The organism is Lentzea alba, from assembly GCF_011067745.1.
In the GTDB taxonomy this organism is placed as follows: domain Bacteria; phylum Actinomycetota; class Actinomycetes; order Mycobacteriales; family Pseudonocardiaceae; genus Lentzea; species Lentzea alba.
The window spans coordinates 597155-615269 of sequence record NZ_JAAMPJ010000003.1 but is presented as its reverse complement, the minus strand read 5'-3'; the positions used below and the strand labels follow the sequence as shown (position 1 = coordinate 615269).

Genomic DNA, 18115 nt, shown 5'->3' with positions numbered 1-18115 from the left:
GCTTGCGCGCCACCGTCACTCCCGACTATCTACCTGAAACAGAAACCGCGGTCCAGCGCTGGTTCGCACCGGAAGTCGCGTGGTACAAACCGATTCGCGCACCGTCCTCACGCGATTCGCCGACCACGTCGAGCAGCGCTCCGGTGGCGGCGTTGACGAACGTCCAGCTGCCGTCGCCGGTGGACGACAGCACCCACCTGGCTGCTGGACTGTCGGTGGAGATCAGCGTCGCGTTACCGTCCACGGCGGCGATCCGCTGTCCGGTGGCGGTGTTCACCACGGCGAACTGCACGTCGTTGCCGTAGCCGCCGGTCTTGCGCTCCAGCCGCCACACCTGGTTCTTCGCCTGTGCGTCGGTCGTGCGCTGCACCAGCGAGGTGCCGGACGGCGCGAGGGACTTGTCGCTCTGCGCACCGGTCAGCCGGTAGGTGCCGTTCAGCGCCTCGGCGCGGTTCAGGCCGCTCACGCCGGACACGTCGAACGTCACCACGGACTTGGCGGGCACGGAGAGCGTGGCCTTGCGGTCCTTCACCTTCACCGGGGCGCCCTTGACCAGCGCACCGAACTTGTCGGTCACGATCGGGCGCACCGAGGCGTTCGGCCGCACCGACCCGAACGCGGAGAGGTCCAGCGTCACGGCCTGCGGCTGCTCGGACTGGTTCAGGTGCACCACGGTCTTCAGCTCGGTGTTGCGCACCGCCGCCAGGTCCGTCTTGGTGTTGACCTTGATCATCCGGTCGCCCGGCTTGACGAAGTGGGTGAAGTTCCGCAGCGTGTGGAACTTGGAGTTGACCCGCGCGGGGCAGGTCGCGAGCGTGTCCTGCGGGCCGCAGTTGAACGGGATCTGGACGACGCCCCAGTTCATGCCGTTCGGCGTCTCGCCGCCGGGCTTCATGTTGTCGTAGTCCTCGATCGCCTGCCACAGCAGCCACGCGCGCGGCTCGAGCTCACGGACGTCGTCGATCACCCGCGCGGCGATGCCCAGCCCGGAGTCCATCGCGGTGAAGTCCTGCGAGTTGCCCCACGAGCCGTCGACCTCGCTCATCCACAGCGGCTTGTCCGCGGCCTTGGCGATGTCCCGGGCGGACGTGCGGCGGTCCTGGCCGTAGGTGTGCACGTTCAGCTGGCCGACCTGCCCGCGCACCGAGGCCGGGTAGCCCGCCCAGTCGTCGGCGAAGATGCCGGGGTTGGTCTCGTCCGGCGCGGAGACGACCGCCTTCAACCGCTTGGCGCGCAACGCTTCCGCCACCGCGGGCACGACCTTGGCCTGCAGCGCCGGGCTCATGTGCGCGCCCTCCTGCCGGCCACCCGTCGGGTTGCCGTCCGGGCCGAGCTTGGTGCTCCAGTACGGGGTGTTGGGCTCGTTGAACGGGTCGAGCGTCGCGAACTTGATGCCGTGCGCGCGCTCCATCTCCGCGGTCGCCTGCGTCAGGTACGCGGCGAAGTCCTTGATGCGGTCCTCGCGCAGCTGGTCCGCGGTGGCGTCGAAACCACCGGACACGTAACCGCTGACGGTCTGGAACCACGGCGGCGAGTTGCTGAACGCCTCCCACTTGGTGACGTCGGACTTGATCCGGTCGACCCACCAGCGCTGGTTCGGGTCCGCCGAGGGGTCGAAGTACCGCGGGTCGCCGGCCTTCCACCAGTCGGTGTCGGTGCGCTTGGTGCCCGCGGGCGCCTTCCACCAGCCGGGCACATCGGCACCGGCGCGCAGGTACTCCGGCACGTCCGGCGCGTTGCCGCCGCCGATGTTGTAGCGGGCGATGTTGAGGTTCAGCCCGTCCTCTCCGAACAGCAGCTCCGCGAGCTGGTTGCGGATCTCGTCGGGGTAGCCACCCGTGGCGTGCGCGAACCACACCAGGCTCGTGCCCCAGCCCTGAAACGGTTCTTGCTGATAGGTCGGATCCGGCCGCACGGTCACGGACTCCACAGCGGCGGCGACAGGGACGCCTCCGAAGACCACTGTGGACAGCGTGAGCGCCGAAGCGGCGAGAAAGGCAGGGAATCTGGTCATCGGTTCTCCGTTGAACGGGCGATGTTCACGCTAACAACTACCGAGGACCGTACAGGTGCGTCAAGGCCTGCCGAGCGGTGGCGCGTCCGCTCGGCAGGCCCCTGGGACGCTCACCCCCGAGGAGAGGCGGGCCCCGATCGCTCGAACCCGAGGAGAGTTACTTGAGCGAGCAGGTGGCGAAACGTTCCAGTCCTTCCGGCTTGGCCGCAACGCGGCCGATCGCCGTTTCGATCCGGTTCAGCGCCGCGACGCGCTTGTCCTTCAGCGGGCCGAGAATCGCGTTCTGAACGAAGTTCGGTCCACCCTGACCGGCCGACGTGCGCAGCCGCTCGTTCGCCTCGGCCTGCTGCTTGCCGAGGTTCGCGAGCTCCCTGTCCACTTCGGCCTTGGCCTGCGCGGGCACGTTCTGCACCACGGGCAGCGGGCACTCGATCGTCTTCCCCGACGCCGACGACCCGGTGCCGGCACCGTTGTTGTTGCCGGCGTTGTTTCCGGCGTTGCCGTTGTTGTTTCCGGCGTTGCCGTTGTTGTTGCCGGCGTTGGCGTTGTTGTTGCCGTTGTTGCCAGATCCTTGCGCGGGCGCCGCGGCCACTGCGGGTGCCGTGCCGACGCCGCAGGGCGCGAACCTTTCCAAACCTTCAGGTTTCGCGGCAACCCGCCCGATCGCGGTCTCGATCCGGTTCAGCGCCGCGACCCGCTTGTCCTTCAGCGGACCGACGATCGCGTTCTGCACGAAGTTCGGGCCGCCCTGACCCGCCGACGTGCGCAGCCGGTTGTTCGCCTCGGCGATCTGCTTGTCCAGATTGGCCAGTTCGCGCTGCACCTCGGCCTGCGCCTGAGCAGGCACCGCGACGCCTATGACCGGCGTCGGGCAGGCGATCGACTGACCAGCGGTGTTGTTGTTCTCCCCGGCAGCGAACGCGGCGATCGCGCCCCCGGTCGTCAAGGTCGCGGCGATGGCGACTCCGGCGACGAGCACCCGCTTGCGCCGCTCCGGTTTTGCATGTGCTCTCGACATGTTCGAACCCTCACGAATCGGTGGACCAAAATGTGCCGGCACAGCGGGATACGGACCGGGACGGTCAAGGGTTCAACTACTTGTGAGCGTTCACAGCGGGTGGCATGCTGGCCGTCTCGTCACGCAGACCCGCACCTGCGCAGATTTTGGGGACAGCCATGCCATCGGGGCACAGAGTCGTGCACGAACAACTTCGTTTGAGAGTCCAGGGAGTGAACCTCGACGTCGCCGCGATCCGCCGCGACGGTGACGGCGAGCCGATCGTGTTCCTGCACGGTTTCGGCACGAGCAAGGAGGACTTCACCGACATCACGCAGCGTCACGAGTTCACCGGGCGCGCATTCCTCGCCTACGACGCACCGGGGTGCGGCGCCACGGAGTGCGCCGATCTCGGGGCGATCGACGTGCCGTTCCTGGTGGACACCGCACGGACGGTGCTCGATCGAGCGGGCATCGGCCGCTACCACCTCGTCGGGCACTCGCTCGGAGGACTGACCGCGCTCCTGCTCGCACACCGCGAACCGGGCCGGGTGCTCAGCTTCGTCAACATCAAGGGCACGCTCGCGCCCGAGGACTGCGCGCCGACCAGGCAGTTGCTGGCCCACCAGGGACCCGGCGACGTCTTCGACCGGTTCGTCGCGAACCTCCGCCACGTGCAGGGCTACTCGAGCGGCCTCTACATGGCGAACATGCCGTACAAGGTCCGCCGCGGCGCCGTGCACGGCATCTTCCGGTCCGTGGTCGAGCTCGCCGACCACGGAAACCTGCTGCACAAGTTCCTCGCACTCCCCTTCCCGAAGATGTACCTCTACGGGGAGGAGTGCGCGTCACTGTCCTATCTGCCGTCGCTGGACGCGAACGGGGTGGAGCTCGCGGAGATCCCGCACAGCGGGCACCTTCCGCTCTACTCCAACCCCGTCGCGACCTGGAAGCGGATCGCCGCGTTCTACGCGGGCGACCTCAGTCAGCGCATTCCCGCTGCCAGGCGGTGGTAGGCGGCGTTCCAGCGCAACCGGTCACCGAACTGGTCGGGGGTGGTCGCCGAGTCGATCAGCACCAGTTCGGTGGCCGCCATGGTGGCGAAGTCCCGCAACGTCTCCGGCGCGACCGCCTGCGTCAGCACCGTGTGGTGCGGGCCGCCCGCGGTGAGCCAGCACTCCGCCGACGTCGAGAGCGACGGCGCCGGCTTCCACACCGCCCGTGCGACGGGCAGCTTCGGCAGCGGCTCGTCCGGACCGACCACCTCGATCTCGTTGGCCACCAACCGGAAGCGGTCGCCCAGGTCGGCCAGGCCGATCACCACCGCGTCACCGGGGGCCGCGTCGAACACCAGGCGCACCGGGTCCTCCCGGTCGCCGATGTCGAGCCGGTGGATCTCGCACGACGGCACGCCGTCCGCGATCGTCGGGCACACCTCCAGCATGTGCGCGCCCAGCACCTTCGGCGTGCCCGGTCCGAAGTGGTAGGTGTAGTCCTCCATGAACGACGTGCCGCGGCCCGTTCCGGCGCCCATCACCTTCACCGCGGCGAGCAGCGCGGAGGTCTTCCAGTCGCCCTCGCCGCCGAAGCCGTAGCCGTCGGCCATCAGCCGCTGCACCGCGAGGCCCGGCAGCTGCCGCAACCCGCCCAGGTCCTGGAAGTTCGTCGTGAACGCGCCGAACCCACCGGTGTCCAGGAAGGACCGCAGGCCGATCTCGATGCGGGCGGCGTAGCGCAGTGAGTCGTGCCGTTCCGCGCCGCGCGCCAGTTCGGGCGCGAGCCGGTAGGCCTCCGCGTAGTCGGCGACCAGCAGGTCGACGTCGGCGTCCGCCACCGCGTCCACGGCCTCGACGAGGTCGTTGACGCCGTAGGTGTTGACCGAGACGCCGAACCGCAGTTCCGCCTCGACCTTGTCGCCCTCGGTCACCGCGACGTCCCGCATGTTGTCGCCGAACCGGGCCAGCTTCAGCGAACGCAGGTGTGCGAAGCCGGCCGCCGCGCGAGCCCAGCCGTCGATGCGCTCGGCCAGGTGCGGGTCGCTCGCGTGGCCCGCGACCGTCTTGCGCGCCACCCCGATCCGCGTCTGCACGTAGGCGAACTCGCGGTCGCCGTGCGCTGCCTGGTTGAGGTTCATGAAGTCCATGTCGATCGTGGACCACGGCAGTGCCTCGTTGAGCTGCGTGTGCAGGTGCAGCAACGGCTTGCGCAGCAGGTCGAGCCCGGTGATCCACATCTTCGCCGGCGAGAACGTGTGCATCCACGCGATCACGCCGACGCACGACGGGTCGACGTTGGCCTCCTGCATGACGGCGCGGATCGCGCCCGCGTCGGTCAGCACCGGCTTCCAGACGATCTCCGTGCTGATCCGGCCGGAGTCGGTGAGCATCCGCTGGATCTGCTGGGACTGAGCCGCGACCTGGTCGAGGGTCTCCGGCCCGTAGAGGTGCTGGCTGCCCGTGAGGAACCAGATCTGGGGCTTGTCCGCCATGTGTTCCCTACCTTCTTGGCTCACTGGCCGTAAACGTTCTGGTAGCGCTCGTACAGCGCGTCGACGTGCTGCTGGTCGATCACTTCGGCCTTGCCGAGCTGGAGTGCGAAGTGGACGGTCCGCGCCACGTCCTCCAGCATCACGGCGGACTTCACCGCCGACTTCGCGGTCGGGCCGACCGTGAACGGTCCGTGGTTGCGCATCAGCACCGCGCGGGACCTGCTGGACTTGAGCGTCTCCACGATGCCCTGGCCGATCGAGTCGTCACCGATCAACGCGAACGGGCCGACCGGGATGTCCCCGCCGAACTCGTCCGCGATCATCGTCAGCACGCACGGGATCGGCTCACCACGCGCCGCCCACGCTGTGGCGTAAGGGGAATGCGTGTGCACGACACCGTTCACCTCGGGCATGTGCCGGTACACGTAGGCGTGCGCGGCGGTGTCCGACGAGGGCGCGAAGTCGCCCTCCACCAGGTTGCCGTGCAGGTCGGTCACGACCATCGCTTCCGGACCGAGCTCGTCGTAGGACACACCGGACGGTTTGATGACCATCAGGTCGTGACCGGGCACCCGTGCGGAGACGTTGCCCGCGGTCCAGATCACCAGCTCGTACTTGGTCAGCTCGCGGTGCAGGTCGGCGACCGTGCGGCGCAGCTCTGCCGTGGCGGACATCAGTTCTTCTTCCCTTCCAGCGCGTCACGACGGAACTTGCGCAGCCGGCGCATGACATCGTTGCCACCCCGACCGAAGTGATCGTGCAGCTCCTGGTACTCGAGGAACAGCCGTTCGTAGGCGTCGACGTTCTCCGGAATCGGCTGGAAGACGTGCCGCTGCACCGATCCCATGGCACCGGCGGCCTCGCGGATGTCGGCGAACGCGCCTGCCGCGACCGCCGCGTGCATCGCCGAGCCGAGCGCCGGTCCCTGCGCGGAACCGATGACGGACAACGGGAGGTTGGTGACGTCGGAGTAGATCTGCATCAGCAGCTTGTTCTTGATGAGCCCGCCCGCGATCACCAGCTCGGTCACCGGCACGCCCGAGTCGGTGAACGCGTCCACGATCACCCTGGTGCCGAACGCGGTGGCCTCCAGCAGCGCGCGGTAGACGTCCTCGGCGCGAGTGGCGAGCGTCTGGCCGAGGACCACACCGGACAGTTCGTGGTCGACCAGCACGGACCTGTTGCCGCTGTGCCAGTCGAGCGCGATCAGCCCGTGCTCCCCCACCGCCTGCGTGGCCGACAGTTCGGTGAGCAGCTCGTGCACGGTGAGCCCACGTTCGCGCGCCTGCTCGTGGTAGGCGGGCGGCACCTGGTTCTTCACGAACCACGCGAAGATGTCACCGACACCGCTCTGCCCGGCCTCGTAACCCCAGAGGCCGGCGACGATCCCGCCGTCGACGACGCCGCACATGCCCGGCACCTCGCGCAGCACGTCGCCGCTCATCACGTGGCACGTGGAGGTGCCCATGATCGCGACCATCTGGCCGGGCTCCACAGCCTGCGCGGCCGGGGCGGTGACGTGCGCGTCGACGTTGCCGACGCTCACCGCGATCCCCTGCGGCAGCCCGGTCCACGCCGCGGCTTCCGCGGTGAGGGTGCCAGCCGAGCCGGCGAGCGGCGACAGCGGGTGGTCGAGCTTGTCGGCGACGAACTTCGCGAACGCCGGGTTGAGCGCGGCGAGGAACTCCTCGCTCGGATACGCGCCGTCCTGGTGGATGCCCTTGTAGCCGGCGGTGCACGCGTTGCGGGTGTACTCGCCGGTGAGCTGCCAGACGATCCAGTCGGCGGCCTCGACCCAGTGGGCCATCGCCTCGTAGACCTCGGGCGCCTCCTCCAGGACCTGCAGGCCCTTGGCGAACTCCCACTCCGACGAGATCAGCCCGCCGTAGCGCGGCAGCCACGCCTCCTTGCGTTGCGCCGCAAGGTCGTTGATGCGGTCGGCCTGAGGTTGGGCAGCGTGGTGGCGCCACAGCTTGATGTAGGCGTGCGGGTTGTCCGCGAACTCCGGCAGCTCGCACAACGGCGTGCCGTCGGTGGTCACCGGCACCATCGTGCACGCGGTGAAGTCGGTGCCGATCCCGATCACCAGCTCGGGCGCGACCCCGGCCGCCTCGACTGCCTGCGGGACAGCGGTCCGCAGCACGTCGACGTAGTCGGACGGCACCTGCAGCGCCCACTCGGGTGGCAGGGCCTTGCCCGACCTGGGCAGCGCACGGTCCACTACACCGTGGCTGTAGTCGTGCACCGCGGTGCCGAGCTCGGCGCCGTCCCGCACGCGGACGACCACCGCGCGACCGGACAGGGTGCCGAAGTCGACGCCCACCACACAGGCGTCGGGATGGATCGTCTTGTCAGTCACGCCCTGAGTGTTATCGCTAACATTCCGCCCGTCAAGATGCGCGCCGAACGTCGTGAAACCCGTGATGAACCGCGTGATGCGCAGCAGAGTGAACGCACGACAAAACACCCGGTCGGCGGATCGCCTCACGGCCCCTGGGCCGCCGCCCGCCAGATCACCGTTCGAGTGAGGCGCCGCCGCCCCCAGCACGCTCCGCAGTCCCCACCCCGCCTGCCGACGGGTACGCGGGGCCCTTTCGTCCGCTCCAGTAGTACGCGGGGTCCCCGCGTACCCAAAAAAGAGGCTGGTGGGGTTTGTGTGAGTGAACGAGCGCCACCGTCCACACAGGCCCAGCACCGCCGCGAGCGACACGACACGACCCGCGCCCGTCTCCGCGAACGCACCGGACCCCGGTCGGCGGCGTGCCGCCCGGGGTCCGGGGTGTTCGCGGGTCAGGCCGGGAACGCCACGCTCTCCCGTCGCACCAGCACCGGCGCGACGGTCCTTCTCGACGTGGTGGACTCGCCCTCGACGACCTGTTCGAGCAGCAGCCCGAGCGTTTCCCGCGCCACCGCGGCGAAGTCCGGGCGGACCGTGGTGAGCGGCGGGATGAAGTAGGCCGCCTCCGGCACGTCGTCGAACCCGACCACGCTGACGTCGTGCGGCACCCGGCGGCCCCGCTCGTGCATGGCGCGCAGCACGCCGAGCGCGAGGTGGTCGTTGGATGCGAACACGGCCGTTACCTCGGGCATCCGGGCCAGCATCTGCCCGGCCTTGTACCCGGCGGCGGCACTCCAATCAGCTGCCACCACCGGCGGCACCTCGGCGCTCACCGCTTCCAGTGCCCGCCGCCAGCCCTCGACGCGACCGGCCGCGTCGAACCAGTCCTGCGGGCCCGAGACGTGCCAGACGGTCTGGTGCCCCGCCTCCAGCAGGTGGGTGGTGGCCTCGTACGCGCCGGCAGCCTGGTCGACGGTGACCAGTGGCGTCCGGCGGTCCGGGTCACCGTCCACAGTCACCAGCGGCAGACCGGCGGGCACGTCGGCGAGCGCGTCGGCGGCCGAGGCGTTCGGCGCTATCACCACGATCCCGGCCACGCGTTGGTCCCGATGGCGTTCGACGGCGGCCGCTATCGACTCGCGATCGAGCACCTTCACCCGGCCGACGCTCACCGCGAACCCGGCCTCGCCCGCCGCCTCCTCGAAGGCGGACAGCAGGGAGGCCGGGCCGTACAGCGTGGAGTTCTGCGCCACCACGCCGATCAGCTGCGTCTTGCCGGTGACCAACGCCCGTGCCGCCCGGTTGGGCCGGTAGCCCAGTTCCTTGATGGCGGCGCGGACCCGCAGGCGGGTCTGCTCACGGACGTTCGGGTGGTCGTTGAGGACACGCGAAACCGTCTGGTGGGACACCCCGGCGAGGCGGGCGACGTCGGTCATCGCGGGGTCGCGCTGGGTCTTCTGATCCACTGACGGGCTCCGATCCTTTGGTCTAGACCGAGATGTTAGCGATCACATGTGTCGGCCTCGTTGCAGCGCACCCATTGTGACGGCTATTCGAGCCGGAACGTCGCACGTCGGCGCGCGTCGCGGTCATTGCCCGGGCTGGCGATCACCAGTCTGCCCCGATCGTGGATGAGATAAGAGTTTGCTCCAACATTCAACGAAATCGCCTTGTTGTCAGCGAGTCCCGGCACCCGGTTGAAGCTCGTCGCACGGCCATAGGCGTCCGTGTCCTCGTACGGGTCGATACGGATCGCGTCACCGTCCACCCGCACGTAACGGTCGGGGAAGTTCACCGACTGCAGCGCGACCGTGCCGGACCCCAGAAAGCCCGGCACGAAGCGGAACTGCGAGTCGGCCAGCTCGCGGACGTTGCCGTCGACCCGCAGCCGGTACTCGTAGTGCCGTACATAAAGGCCGTCCAACGTGGCCAGCCGCACGATCGGTCCGCCCTTGCCGACCGGGACGCCGAAACTCGGTGTGCCGTCGTCGTTCCAGTACAACCGCTGCACGCGGGTGTGCCGGTTCGGGTCGAACAGCGGATCACCGCTGATGTCGCGGTAGTCGCGGGCGTGGTAGACGAGCACGTCCACCGAACCGACCGTGGTGAACGAGTTGTGTCCCGGCCCGTACTGCGACGTCGGCGCGTTCGTCGTGAAGATCGGGTTCGGCGACTTGGTCCACGACCGGGCGTCGAGCAGGTTCGCGTTCTCGTCGGCCGTCAGCAGACCCATGCAGTACCGGGCGTCGGTGGCGCTCGCGGAGAACGTGACGAACACCCGGCCGTTGCGGATCAGCACCGCCGGCCCCTCGTTCACCCGGAAACCCTGCACCTCCCACGACGCGGTGGGCGTCGCGATGCGGACGGGCGCGGTCTTCAACGCGAGCGGCGAGGCCATCTCCGCGATGTAGAGGTTGGTGCCGGACCCGACCGCGGGATCGTTCTGCGCCCACAAGAAGTAGCGCTTCCCGCGGTGCGCGAACGTCGTCGCGTCGAGCGTGAAGGTGTCCAGGTGCGTCACGATCTGGCCCCGCAACACCCAGCCGTCCGCCCGCGGGTCGGCGTTGGACGACTCCAGGACGTAGGTGCGGATGCGGAACGGCTCGTCCTTGTCCCCGGCGGCGAAGTAGACGTACCACTTGCCGTCGATGCGGTGCAGTTCGGGCGCCCAGATGTAGCCGCCCATCTTGCCCGAGGTGGGCCGGCGCCAGATCGTCCGTTCCCGCGCGGCGCTCAGACCGTCCAGCGTGGACGCGCCGCGCACGACGATCCGGTCGTACTCCGGCACGGACCCGGTCAGGTAGTACATGCCGTCGGTCGGCGGCGTGATGAACGGGTCGGCGCGCTGCTCGACGAGCGGGCTGCGGGTCGGCAGTTCGGCAGACGGTTCCGGCGCGGCCACGACAGGGGCGGAGGCCGCGAGGGACATCGTGCCGGTGGCGGCGAGCACGCCGCCCGCGCCCAGCAGCAGGGATCTGCGGTCGATCACTTGCGGCTCCTGTCCTTGACGCGGAAGACCGTGATGGAGTTCGGCGGGAACGTGTGGGTGAACGCGGTGCGCACGCTGATCTGCGACGTGCGCGGCTTGATCGGCTGGGTGAACTCGGTGTTCACGTCGTCGGGACGTCCCTGCAGCACGGTGACCTTGGCGGTCGACGCCACCGGCAGGCCCAGGTCGATGCTGGTGCGGGCGGCGTTGTCCTGGGCGTTGACGACCTTGACGATCAGCTCGCCCGTCGCGTTGTCCCTGGTCACGACCTGTCGAAACGGTTCAACGCGCGAGTCGTCGGTGAACTCGCCCCACTTCTGGCCGTCGAGGAACAGCTCCACGTGACGTCCGCGCACGTCGACGCGCACGTCGTAGGTGCGGCCCGTTTCGATGCTGGTGTTGTTGCTCATCAGCGTGCTCTTGCCGCCCGCCACGGCCTTCTCCACGGCCGACTGGGTGTTGTTCCAGCCGCCGAGGTTCCACCAGTAGAAGTTGCCGGTGTCCTTCAGGCCGAACGCGACGAGGAAGCCCTCCCGCCCGGACTGCTTGGTCGCCTTGAGGTTGAGCGTGTAGTCGCGCCAGTCCTTCGAGCCCGCGGTGACGAGGGTGTTCTCGGCGGCGGCGTCGGACTGGACGTAGGCGCCGTTCACGACGTTCCAGACACCCTTGTCGCCCTTGGTCCACTGGGCGTCGGTGCCGGAGAAGTCGTCGCTGAACAGCTGCTGACCGGCCGCGCTGGTGACCTTCACGTCGTCGTACGAAGCCGCGGTGGCCCACGTCGAGAGGCCGATCGCACCCGTGATCGGGCCCTGGGTGGACGGCGTGGCCGAGGCGGTGCTGGGCACGACCTGGTCACCCACGTTGTTCATGAACAGCTTCTGCGTCTCGTAGCTCGCCGAGCCCCACGACGCGTGGTTGTTGAACCAGATCATGTCCGGCTTCCACTGCACGTAGTCCTCGTTGGACAGCAGCGGCGCGTAGGAGGCGAGCTTCACGACGTCGGCGTTGCGTTCGAGGCCGGTCATGTACGCGGCTTCGCTGAGCGCGTTGAAGTACTTGTTGTCCAGAGAGGCGTACTCACCGAGGAACACCTTGGGACCGTTGCGGTCGTAGGAGTCGTATCGGTTGTTGTTCTCCAGGAACCACGACGGGCTGTTGTAGTAGTGCTCGTCGACCATCTTCACGCCGGCCTGCTTGTTGAGCTGCCACAGCCGGTCGAACGTGCCGCCGGTGTCGTCCGGGCCGGAGTTGCCGACGACGGTGATGTCCGGGTACTTGGCGTTGATCGCCTTGCGGAACTCGGTGAAGCGGGCGAAGTACTCGTCCGGCAGGTTCTCCTCGTTGCCGACGGCGAGGTGGGTCAGCTTGAACGGCTTGGGGTGGCCCATCTCGGCGCGCTTGCGGCCCCAGGTGGAATCGGCGGGCCCGTTGGCGAACTCGATCAGGTCGAGCGTGTCCTGGATGTGCCGCTGCAGCAACGCGGGGTCGTTCGTGGCGCGGTTCTGGCCGCAGCCGGTGACCAGCGCGGGCACGACGGGCAGCGGCATGGCGCCCATGTCCTCGCTGAACTGGAAGTACTCGTAGTAGCCGAGGCCGTAGGACTGGTTGTAGCCCCAGAAGTTCCAGTTCGTGGCGCGCTGCTCGACCGGGCCGATCGTGTCCTTCCACTGGTACGAACGGCGGCGCTCGTAGTTCGGCGCGTCGTAGCCGTAGTGGCTGCCGGTGTTGACCAGGCAGCCGCCGGGGAAGCGGACGAAGCCGGGCTTCAGGGCGGCGATCTTCTCGGCGAGGTCGCGGCGCAGGCCGTGGCCTTTGTAGGTGTCCTGCGGCATCAGCGAGATCATGTCGAGGCGCAGGGTTCCGGTGCCGCCGCCGGTGACCAGCAGCCGGCCGGTGGTGGTGGACTTCTTCGCCCGGACGCTGCCGGTGTAGCGGGTCCAGCCGTCACCCTTGACCTGGACCTTCACCGCGTCGCCGAGCGGGTTCCCGGCGGGGTCGGTGATGGTGGCGGTGAGGGGGACGCCGCTCTGGTCGGTGCGCGCCCAGACGGAGAAGTCGTAACGCTGCCCCTCCTTGACGGCGATGCCGCTGTTGTAGCCCGAATTGATGACGCCGGCGGGCAGGCCGAGCTTGAGGTAACGGCGGTTGCGCTCGTTCATCCGGCCGTCGTCGTCGATCACGTCTACGGTGCCGCTGTGCGGCGCCCACGCAGTCAGGCCGGTGTAGGCCGCGTTGTCGGCCTTGTCGTACTCGAACGAGCGGTTCTGGACGAGCTCGGCGTAGAGGCCACCGTCGGCGGCCCGGTTGATGTCCTCGAAGAAGACGCCGTACATGGTGTCGTCGATCGACGCGCCCTTCTTCGAGGCGTCGACCTTCAGGGTGTAGTCGGTCTCAGCCGCCGCTCCCGAACCGGGAACGGCGGCGAGCAGGGAGGCCGCGAGTGCGGCGGACAACAGAACGTGCCTCGGGGACATGGGGTTGAGCTCCCGGCGTTCGCAGGTGTTCGCAGCAAAAGTGAGCGCTAACATACGGCCGCCACCAGATCAGGTCAACGCTCACAAGTCGTTATGGTTGAAGCCTTGACGGGGCTGTTGTGAGCGTTCACTCTTGTCCACCTGACAGCCGCGGACTCGCGGCCAAGCTCCGCGACACCGTAGTCACCTCGGAGGAACTCCTGTGCTGAAGAAGATCACGACAGCCGCCAGCGTGATCGCGCTGTTCGCGCTGACTGCTTGTGGCTCTGGCTCGGGCGGTGGCACCGCCACGTCCGGCGACACCATCACCATGGGCTTCGCCCAGGTGGGCGCCGAGAGCGGTTGGCGCACCGCGAACACCAAGTCGGTCCAGGACGAGGCCAAGGCCGCCGGGATCGACCTGAAGTTCTCCGACGCTCAGCAGAAGCAGGAGAACCAGATCAAGGCGATCCGCACCTACATCCAGCAGAAGGTCAGCGTGATCGCGTTCAGCCCGGTCGTCGAGACCGGCTGGGACACCGTGCTGCTGGAGGCCAAGCGCGCCAACATCCCGGTCATCCTCACCGACCGCGCGATCGACTCGGACGACACGTCGCTGTACAAGACGTTCCTCGGTTCGGACTTCGTCGAAGAGGGCCGCAAGGCCGGCGACTGGATGGTCGCCAACGCCACCGGTCCGACGAACGTCGTGGAGCTGCAGGGCACCACCGGCGCCGCGCCCGCGATCGACCGCAAGAAGGGCTTCGAGGAGAAGATCGCCTCCAAGCCGGACATCAAGATCGTCGCCTCGCAGACCGGCGACTTCACCCGGTCCGGCGGCAAGCAGGTCATGGAGGCCTTCCTCAAGTCCCAGCCGAAGATCGACGTCGTCTACGCGCACAACGACGACATGGGTCTGGGTGCGATCGAGGCGATCAAGGCCGCCGGCAAGGTGCCCGGCAAGGACATCAAGATCATCACCGTGGACGCGGTGAAGGACGGCATGACGGCGCTGGCCAACGGTGAGATCAACTTCATCGTCGAGTGCAACCCGTTGCTGGGCAAGCAGTTGATGGACCTCGCGAAGAAGGTCGTCAAGGGCGAGCAGGTGCCGGCGCGGGTCGTGACCGAAGAGGGCACGTTCACGCAGGAGCAGGCCAAGGCCGCACTCCCCAACCGTCAGTACTGATTCCGTTCACAGACTGCGGGGCCCGTCACCCTCTCACCCATACCGGTGACGGGTCCCGCACCCCAAGCGACGAAGGCTCCCGCCATGACCGAGTCACCGCCGCCTGTCGTCGAAATGCGAGGCATCAGCCTCGCATTTCCTGGCGTGAAGGCGTTGCAGGACGTCGACTTCCGGCTGTTCCCCGGCGAAGTGCACGCTCTGATGGGCGAGAACGGCGCCGGCAAGTCCACCCTGATCAAGACGCTGACCGGCGTGCACACCCCCGACAGCGGCTCGGTGCTGCTGGCGGGAGACGCCGTCGCGTTCTCCTCCCCCGGCGAAGCCCAGCAGGCGGGCATCAGCACGGTGTACCAGGAGGTCAACCTCTGCGCGAACCTCACGGTCGCGGAGAACATCCTGCTGGGCCGTGAACCCCGCAAGTTCGGCGGCATCGACTTCCGGGCGATGCGCGCGAAGGCCGCCGAGGTGCTGGCCCGCATCGGCGTGCACATCGACCCCGCGTCCGTGCTGGAGTCGCACCCGATCGCCGTGCAGCAGCTCGTCGCGATCGCGCGCGCGATCGCCGTCGACTGCCGCGTCCTGGTGCTCGACGAACCGACGTCCAGCCTGGACGCGGGCGAGGTCGCCGAGCTGTTCCGGATCATGCGCGTGCTGCGCGACGAGGGCGTCGCGATCCTGTTCGTCTCGCACTTCCTGGACCAGATCTACGAGATCTCCGACCGGATGACGGTGCTGCGCAACGGAGCCCTGGTCGGCGAGCACCTGACCGCGGAGATGGACCGGCGGGCGCTGATCTCCGCCATGATCGGCCGCGAGCTGGGCACGCTGGAGGCGATCGAGGACGCGAGCGAGCGTCGAGACGCTTCCGGACCGGTGCTCGTGCACGCGGAGGGCCTCGGCCGGCGTGGCGCCATCGCGCCGTTCGACCTCGACATCCGCGCGGGTGAGGTGGTCGGGCTGGCAGGCCTGCTCGGGTCCGGCCGCACCGAGATGGCGCGGCTGCTGTTCGGCGCCGACAAGGCCGACTCCGGCCGGTTGCTCGTCGACGGCACACCGCTGCACCTGCGCGGACCGCGATCGGCGATCGCGGCCGGGATCGCGTTCTGCTCGGAGGACCGCAAGGGCGAAGGGCTCGTCGCGGACCTGAGCATCCGCGACAACCTGGTGCTGGCCATGCAGGCCGCCCGCGGGTGGAGCCGCCCGGTGCCGCGCAAGGTCAAGGACAGCCTGGTCGAGAAGTACCTGGCGGCGCTGGACATCCGGCCCGCGAACCCGGACGCCCTGGTGCGCACCCTGTCGGGCGGCAACCAGCAGAAGGTGTTGCTGGCCCGCTGGCTGGTGACCGAACCGCGGCTGCTGATCCTGGACGAACCGACGCGCGGCATCGACATCGGCGCGAAGGCGCAGATCCAGCAGCTCGTCACGAACCTCGCCGCGGAAGGAACAGCGGTGCTGTTCATCTCGGCGGAACTGGAGGAGGTCGTGCGCATCGCCGACCGGATCGTCGTGCTGCGCGACCGGCACAAGATCGCCGAACTGGACGGTGGCGCGAGCATCGACGAGGTCGTCGGGCTCATCGCCGGCGAACAGGTCGCGGAGAGGACGGCGTCGTGAAGAACCGCCTGCTCTGGCCACTGATCGCGCTCGCCGCGCTGCTGGTGCTCAACCTCGTCGTCACCCCGTCGTTCTTCGCGCTGCGCATCCAGGACGGCCACCTCTACGGCGGCCTGGTCGACGTGCTCAAGAACGGCGCGCCGACCCTGCTGATCGCGCTGGGCATGACCCTGGTCATCGCCACCCGCGGCATCGACCTCTCGGTCGGCGCGGTCGCGGCCATCGCCGGTGCGGTCACGTGTGTCCACATCGGAACGTCCGGGGACGCGGGCACGGCGTTCGCCGGCATGGCGATCGCGCTGGTGCTGTGCGCGGTGCTGGGCCTGTGGAACGGTTTCCTCGTCGCCGGCCTCGGCATCCAGCCCATCGTCGCCACGCTGGTGCTGATGACCGCCGGTCGCGGTGTCGCCATGCTGGTGACCGAGGGCCAGATCATCACGGTCAACAACGACCCCTTCCGGCAGGTCGGCGCCGGGTTCCTGATCCTGCCGATCTCCATCCTGATCAGCCTCGCCGTGCTCGGTCTGGTGGCTCTCGCCACCCGCAAGACCGCGCTGGGCATGCTCATCGAAGCGGTGGGCGTGAACCCCGAGGCGTCCAGGCTGGCCGGCGTGCGGTCCCGGACGATCATCTGGACCGTGTACGTGTTCGCCGCGGTGTGCGCGGGCATCGCGGGTCTGATGATCAGCTCGAACGTCAGCGCCGCCGACGCCAACAACGCCGGGCTGTGGATCGAGATGGACGCGATCCTGGCCGTGGTCATCGGCGGCACCTCGCTCGCCGGCGGCCGCTACTCCCTCACCGGCACGCTGCTCGGCGCGCTGATCATCCAGACCCTCACCACGACCGTCTACACGATCGGCGTGGCACCCGAGGTCACGCTGGTGTTCAAGGCGATCGTCGTGATCACCGTGTGCCTGGTCCAGGCGCCGAAGGCCCGTGCCGCGCTCAGCTTCCGCTCCCGAAAGGTGGCAGTCTCATGACCGCTCTCACCCAGCGGGTGTCCCAGCGGGTGCCGGCGCGGTTCCTCCCCGTCCTCGCGACCGTCGTGCTGTTCGTGCTCACGTTCGGCGTCGGCTCGGCGAGCTACGACGGCTTCGCGTCCGGGCAGATCATCGCGAACCTGTTCATCGACAACGCGTTCCTGATCGTGCTCGCCACCGGCATGACGTTCGTGATCCTCAGCGGCGGCATCGACCTGTCCGTCGGATCGGTCGTCGCGCTGTCCACCATGGTCACCGCGGCCGGTCTGCGCGCGGGCTGGCCGGTCCCGCTCGTGGTCGTCGCGGTGCTGGTCATCGGCAGCACCCTCGGCCTGCTGATGGGGCTGGTGATCCACAAGTTCGACATCCAGCCGTTCATCGTGACGCTCGCCGGCATGTTCCTCGCCCGCGGCCTGTGCTTCCTGATCAGCGTGGAGTCGGTGTCCATCAAGGACAGCACGTTCCGCGACATCGCCACCGCCGTGATCGAGCTGCCCGGCGGCGTCACGATCACCTACAACGTCGTGATCGCGCTCGTGGTCGTGCTCGTCGCGCTCTACGTCCTGCACCGCACCAGGTTCGGCCGGTCCGTCTACGCGGTGGGCGGCAACGAGCAGTCAGCACTGCTGATGGGCCTCAAGACCTCGCGGGCCAAGGTCGGCGTGTACGTGATCAGCGGCTTCTGCTCGGCGCTGGCCGGGCTGCTGTTCAGCCTCTACATGCTGTCCGGCTACGGCCTGCACGCCGTCGGCATGGAGCTCGAGGCGATCGCGGCCGTCGTCATCGGCGGCACCCTGCTCGCGGGCGGCGTCGGTTACGTCCTCGGCTCGCTGGTCGGCGTGCTGGTCCTCGGCACGATCCAGACGCTGATCTCGTTCCAGGGCACGCTGAGCTCGTGGTGGACCAAGATCGTGATCGGCGCTCTGCTGCTGGTCTTCATCGCGGTGCAGCGGGGCCTGGCCCGCGGCCCACGACGACGGCAGACGCTGACGTCCTGATCGTCGGGTTCCGCGCCGCCCGGGAATGCGGGCGGCGCGGAATCTGTTGGTC

The 18115-nt window shown here is 68.6% G+C and carries 13 protein-coding genes; 5 read left to right on the top strand and 8 right to left on the bottom strand.

Annotated features, from left to right (window positions below):
• Positions 1-25 precede the first annotated feature (25 nt).
• Together G7043_RS15255 and G7043_RS15250 are read right to left on the bottom strand one after the other, a co-directional pair.
• Positions 26-2014, bottom strand: coding sequence for an RICIN domain-containing protein (locus G7043_RS15255; protein WP_166046257.1), 1989 nt, complete (start codon positions 2012-2014; stop codon positions 26-28).
• Between the two features lie 157 nt (positions 2015-2171).
• A complete protein-coding gene (locus G7043_RS15250; protein WP_166046256.1) occupies positions 2172-3032 on the bottom strand; it encodes a hypothetical protein in 861 nt (286 codons plus the stop codon).
• A 212-nt stretch (positions 3033-3244) separates the two neighbouring features.
• On the opposite strand from G7043_RS15250, the gene G7043_RS15245 reads away from it, so the two are divergent.
• Complete coding sequence (locus G7043_RS15245) at positions 3245-4027, top strand: alpha/beta fold hydrolase (RefSeq protein WP_207311154.1); 783 nt, start codon at positions 3245-3247, stop codon at positions 4025-4027.
• Here the strand turns inward: G7043_RS15245 and araA are convergent.
• From araA to G7043_RS15215, 6 genes are all read right to left on the bottom strand, one after another.
• Positions 3997-5499, bottom strand: coding sequence for an L-arabinose isomerase (gene araA / locus G7043_RS15240; protein WP_166046254.1), 1503 nt, complete (start codon positions 5497-5499; stop codon positions 3997-3999). The two genes, G7043_RS15245 and araA, sit on opposite strands and share 31 nt — an antisense overlap.
• Positions 5500-5519: 20 nt before the next feature.
• Complete coding sequence (locus tag G7043_RS15235) at positions 5520-6173, bottom strand: L-ribulose-5-phosphate 4-epimerase (RefSeq protein ID WP_166046253.1); 654 nt, start codon at positions 6171-6173, stop codon at positions 5520-5522.
• The gene (araB, locus tag G7043_RS15230) at positions 6173-7858 is read right to left on the bottom strand and encodes a ribulokinase (RefSeq protein ID WP_166046252.1); all 1686 of its coding nucleotides are present in this window, start codon (positions 7856-7858) and stop codon (positions 6173-6175) included. The genes G7043_RS15235 and araB overlap by 1 nt, the downstream gene beginning before the upstream one ends.
• 431 nt (positions 7859-8289) lie before the next feature.
• A complete protein-coding gene (locus G7043_RS15225; RefSeq protein WP_313887890.1) occupies positions 8290-9303 on the bottom strand; it encodes a LacI family DNA-binding transcriptional regulator in 1014 nt (337 codons plus the stop codon).
• 83 nt (positions 9304-9386) lie between these two features.
• Positions 9387-10826 carry a family 43 glycosylhydrolase gene (locus G7043_RS15220; RefSeq protein WP_313887889.1) on the bottom strand — a complete coding sequence of 480 codons (1440 nt, stop codon included), beginning with the start codon at positions 10824-10826 and terminating at the stop codon, positions 9387-9389.
• Positions 10823-13300, bottom strand: a complete 2478-nt coding sequence (locus G7043_RS15215) for an alpha-L-arabinofuranosidase C-terminal domain-containing protein (RefSeq protein ID WP_166046251.1) — start codon at positions 13298-13300, stop codon at positions 10823-10825. Before G7043_RS15215 ends, G7043_RS15220 begins: the two co-directional genes overlap by 4 nt.
• Before the next feature lie 202 nt (positions 13301-13502).
• Here G7043_RS15215 and G7043_RS15210 point away from each other — a divergent pair, with 202 nt between their 5' ends.
• The 4 genes from G7043_RS15210 (at position 13503) to yjfF (ending at position 18063) form a co-directional block, all read left to right on the top strand.
• Positions 13503-14468, top strand: a complete 966-nt coding sequence (locus G7043_RS15210; RefSeq protein WP_166046250.1) for an ABC transporter substrate-binding protein — start codon at positions 13503-13505, stop codon at positions 14466-14468.
• Between the two features lie 84 nt (positions 14469-14552).
• The gene (locus G7043_RS15205) at positions 14553-16082 is read left to right on the top strand and encodes a sugar ABC transporter ATP-binding protein (RefSeq protein ID WP_166046249.1); all 1530 of its coding nucleotides are present in this window, start codon (positions 14553-14555) and stop codon (positions 16080-16082) included.
• On the top strand, positions 16079-17065 hold the full coding sequence (locus G7043_RS15200) for an ABC transporter permease (RefSeq protein ID WP_166046248.1): 987 nt from the start codon (positions 16079-16081) through the stop codon (positions 17063-17065). The genes G7043_RS15205 and G7043_RS15200 overlap by 4 nt, the downstream gene beginning before the upstream one ends.
• On the top strand, positions 17062-18063 hold the full coding sequence (yjfF, locus tag G7043_RS15195) for a galactofuranose ABC transporter, permease protein YjfF (RefSeq protein WP_166046247.1): 1002 nt from the start codon (positions 17062-17064) through the stop codon (positions 18061-18063). The genes G7043_RS15200 and yjfF overlap by 4 nt, the downstream gene beginning before the upstream one ends.
• Positions 18064-18115: the final 52 nt, after the last annotated feature.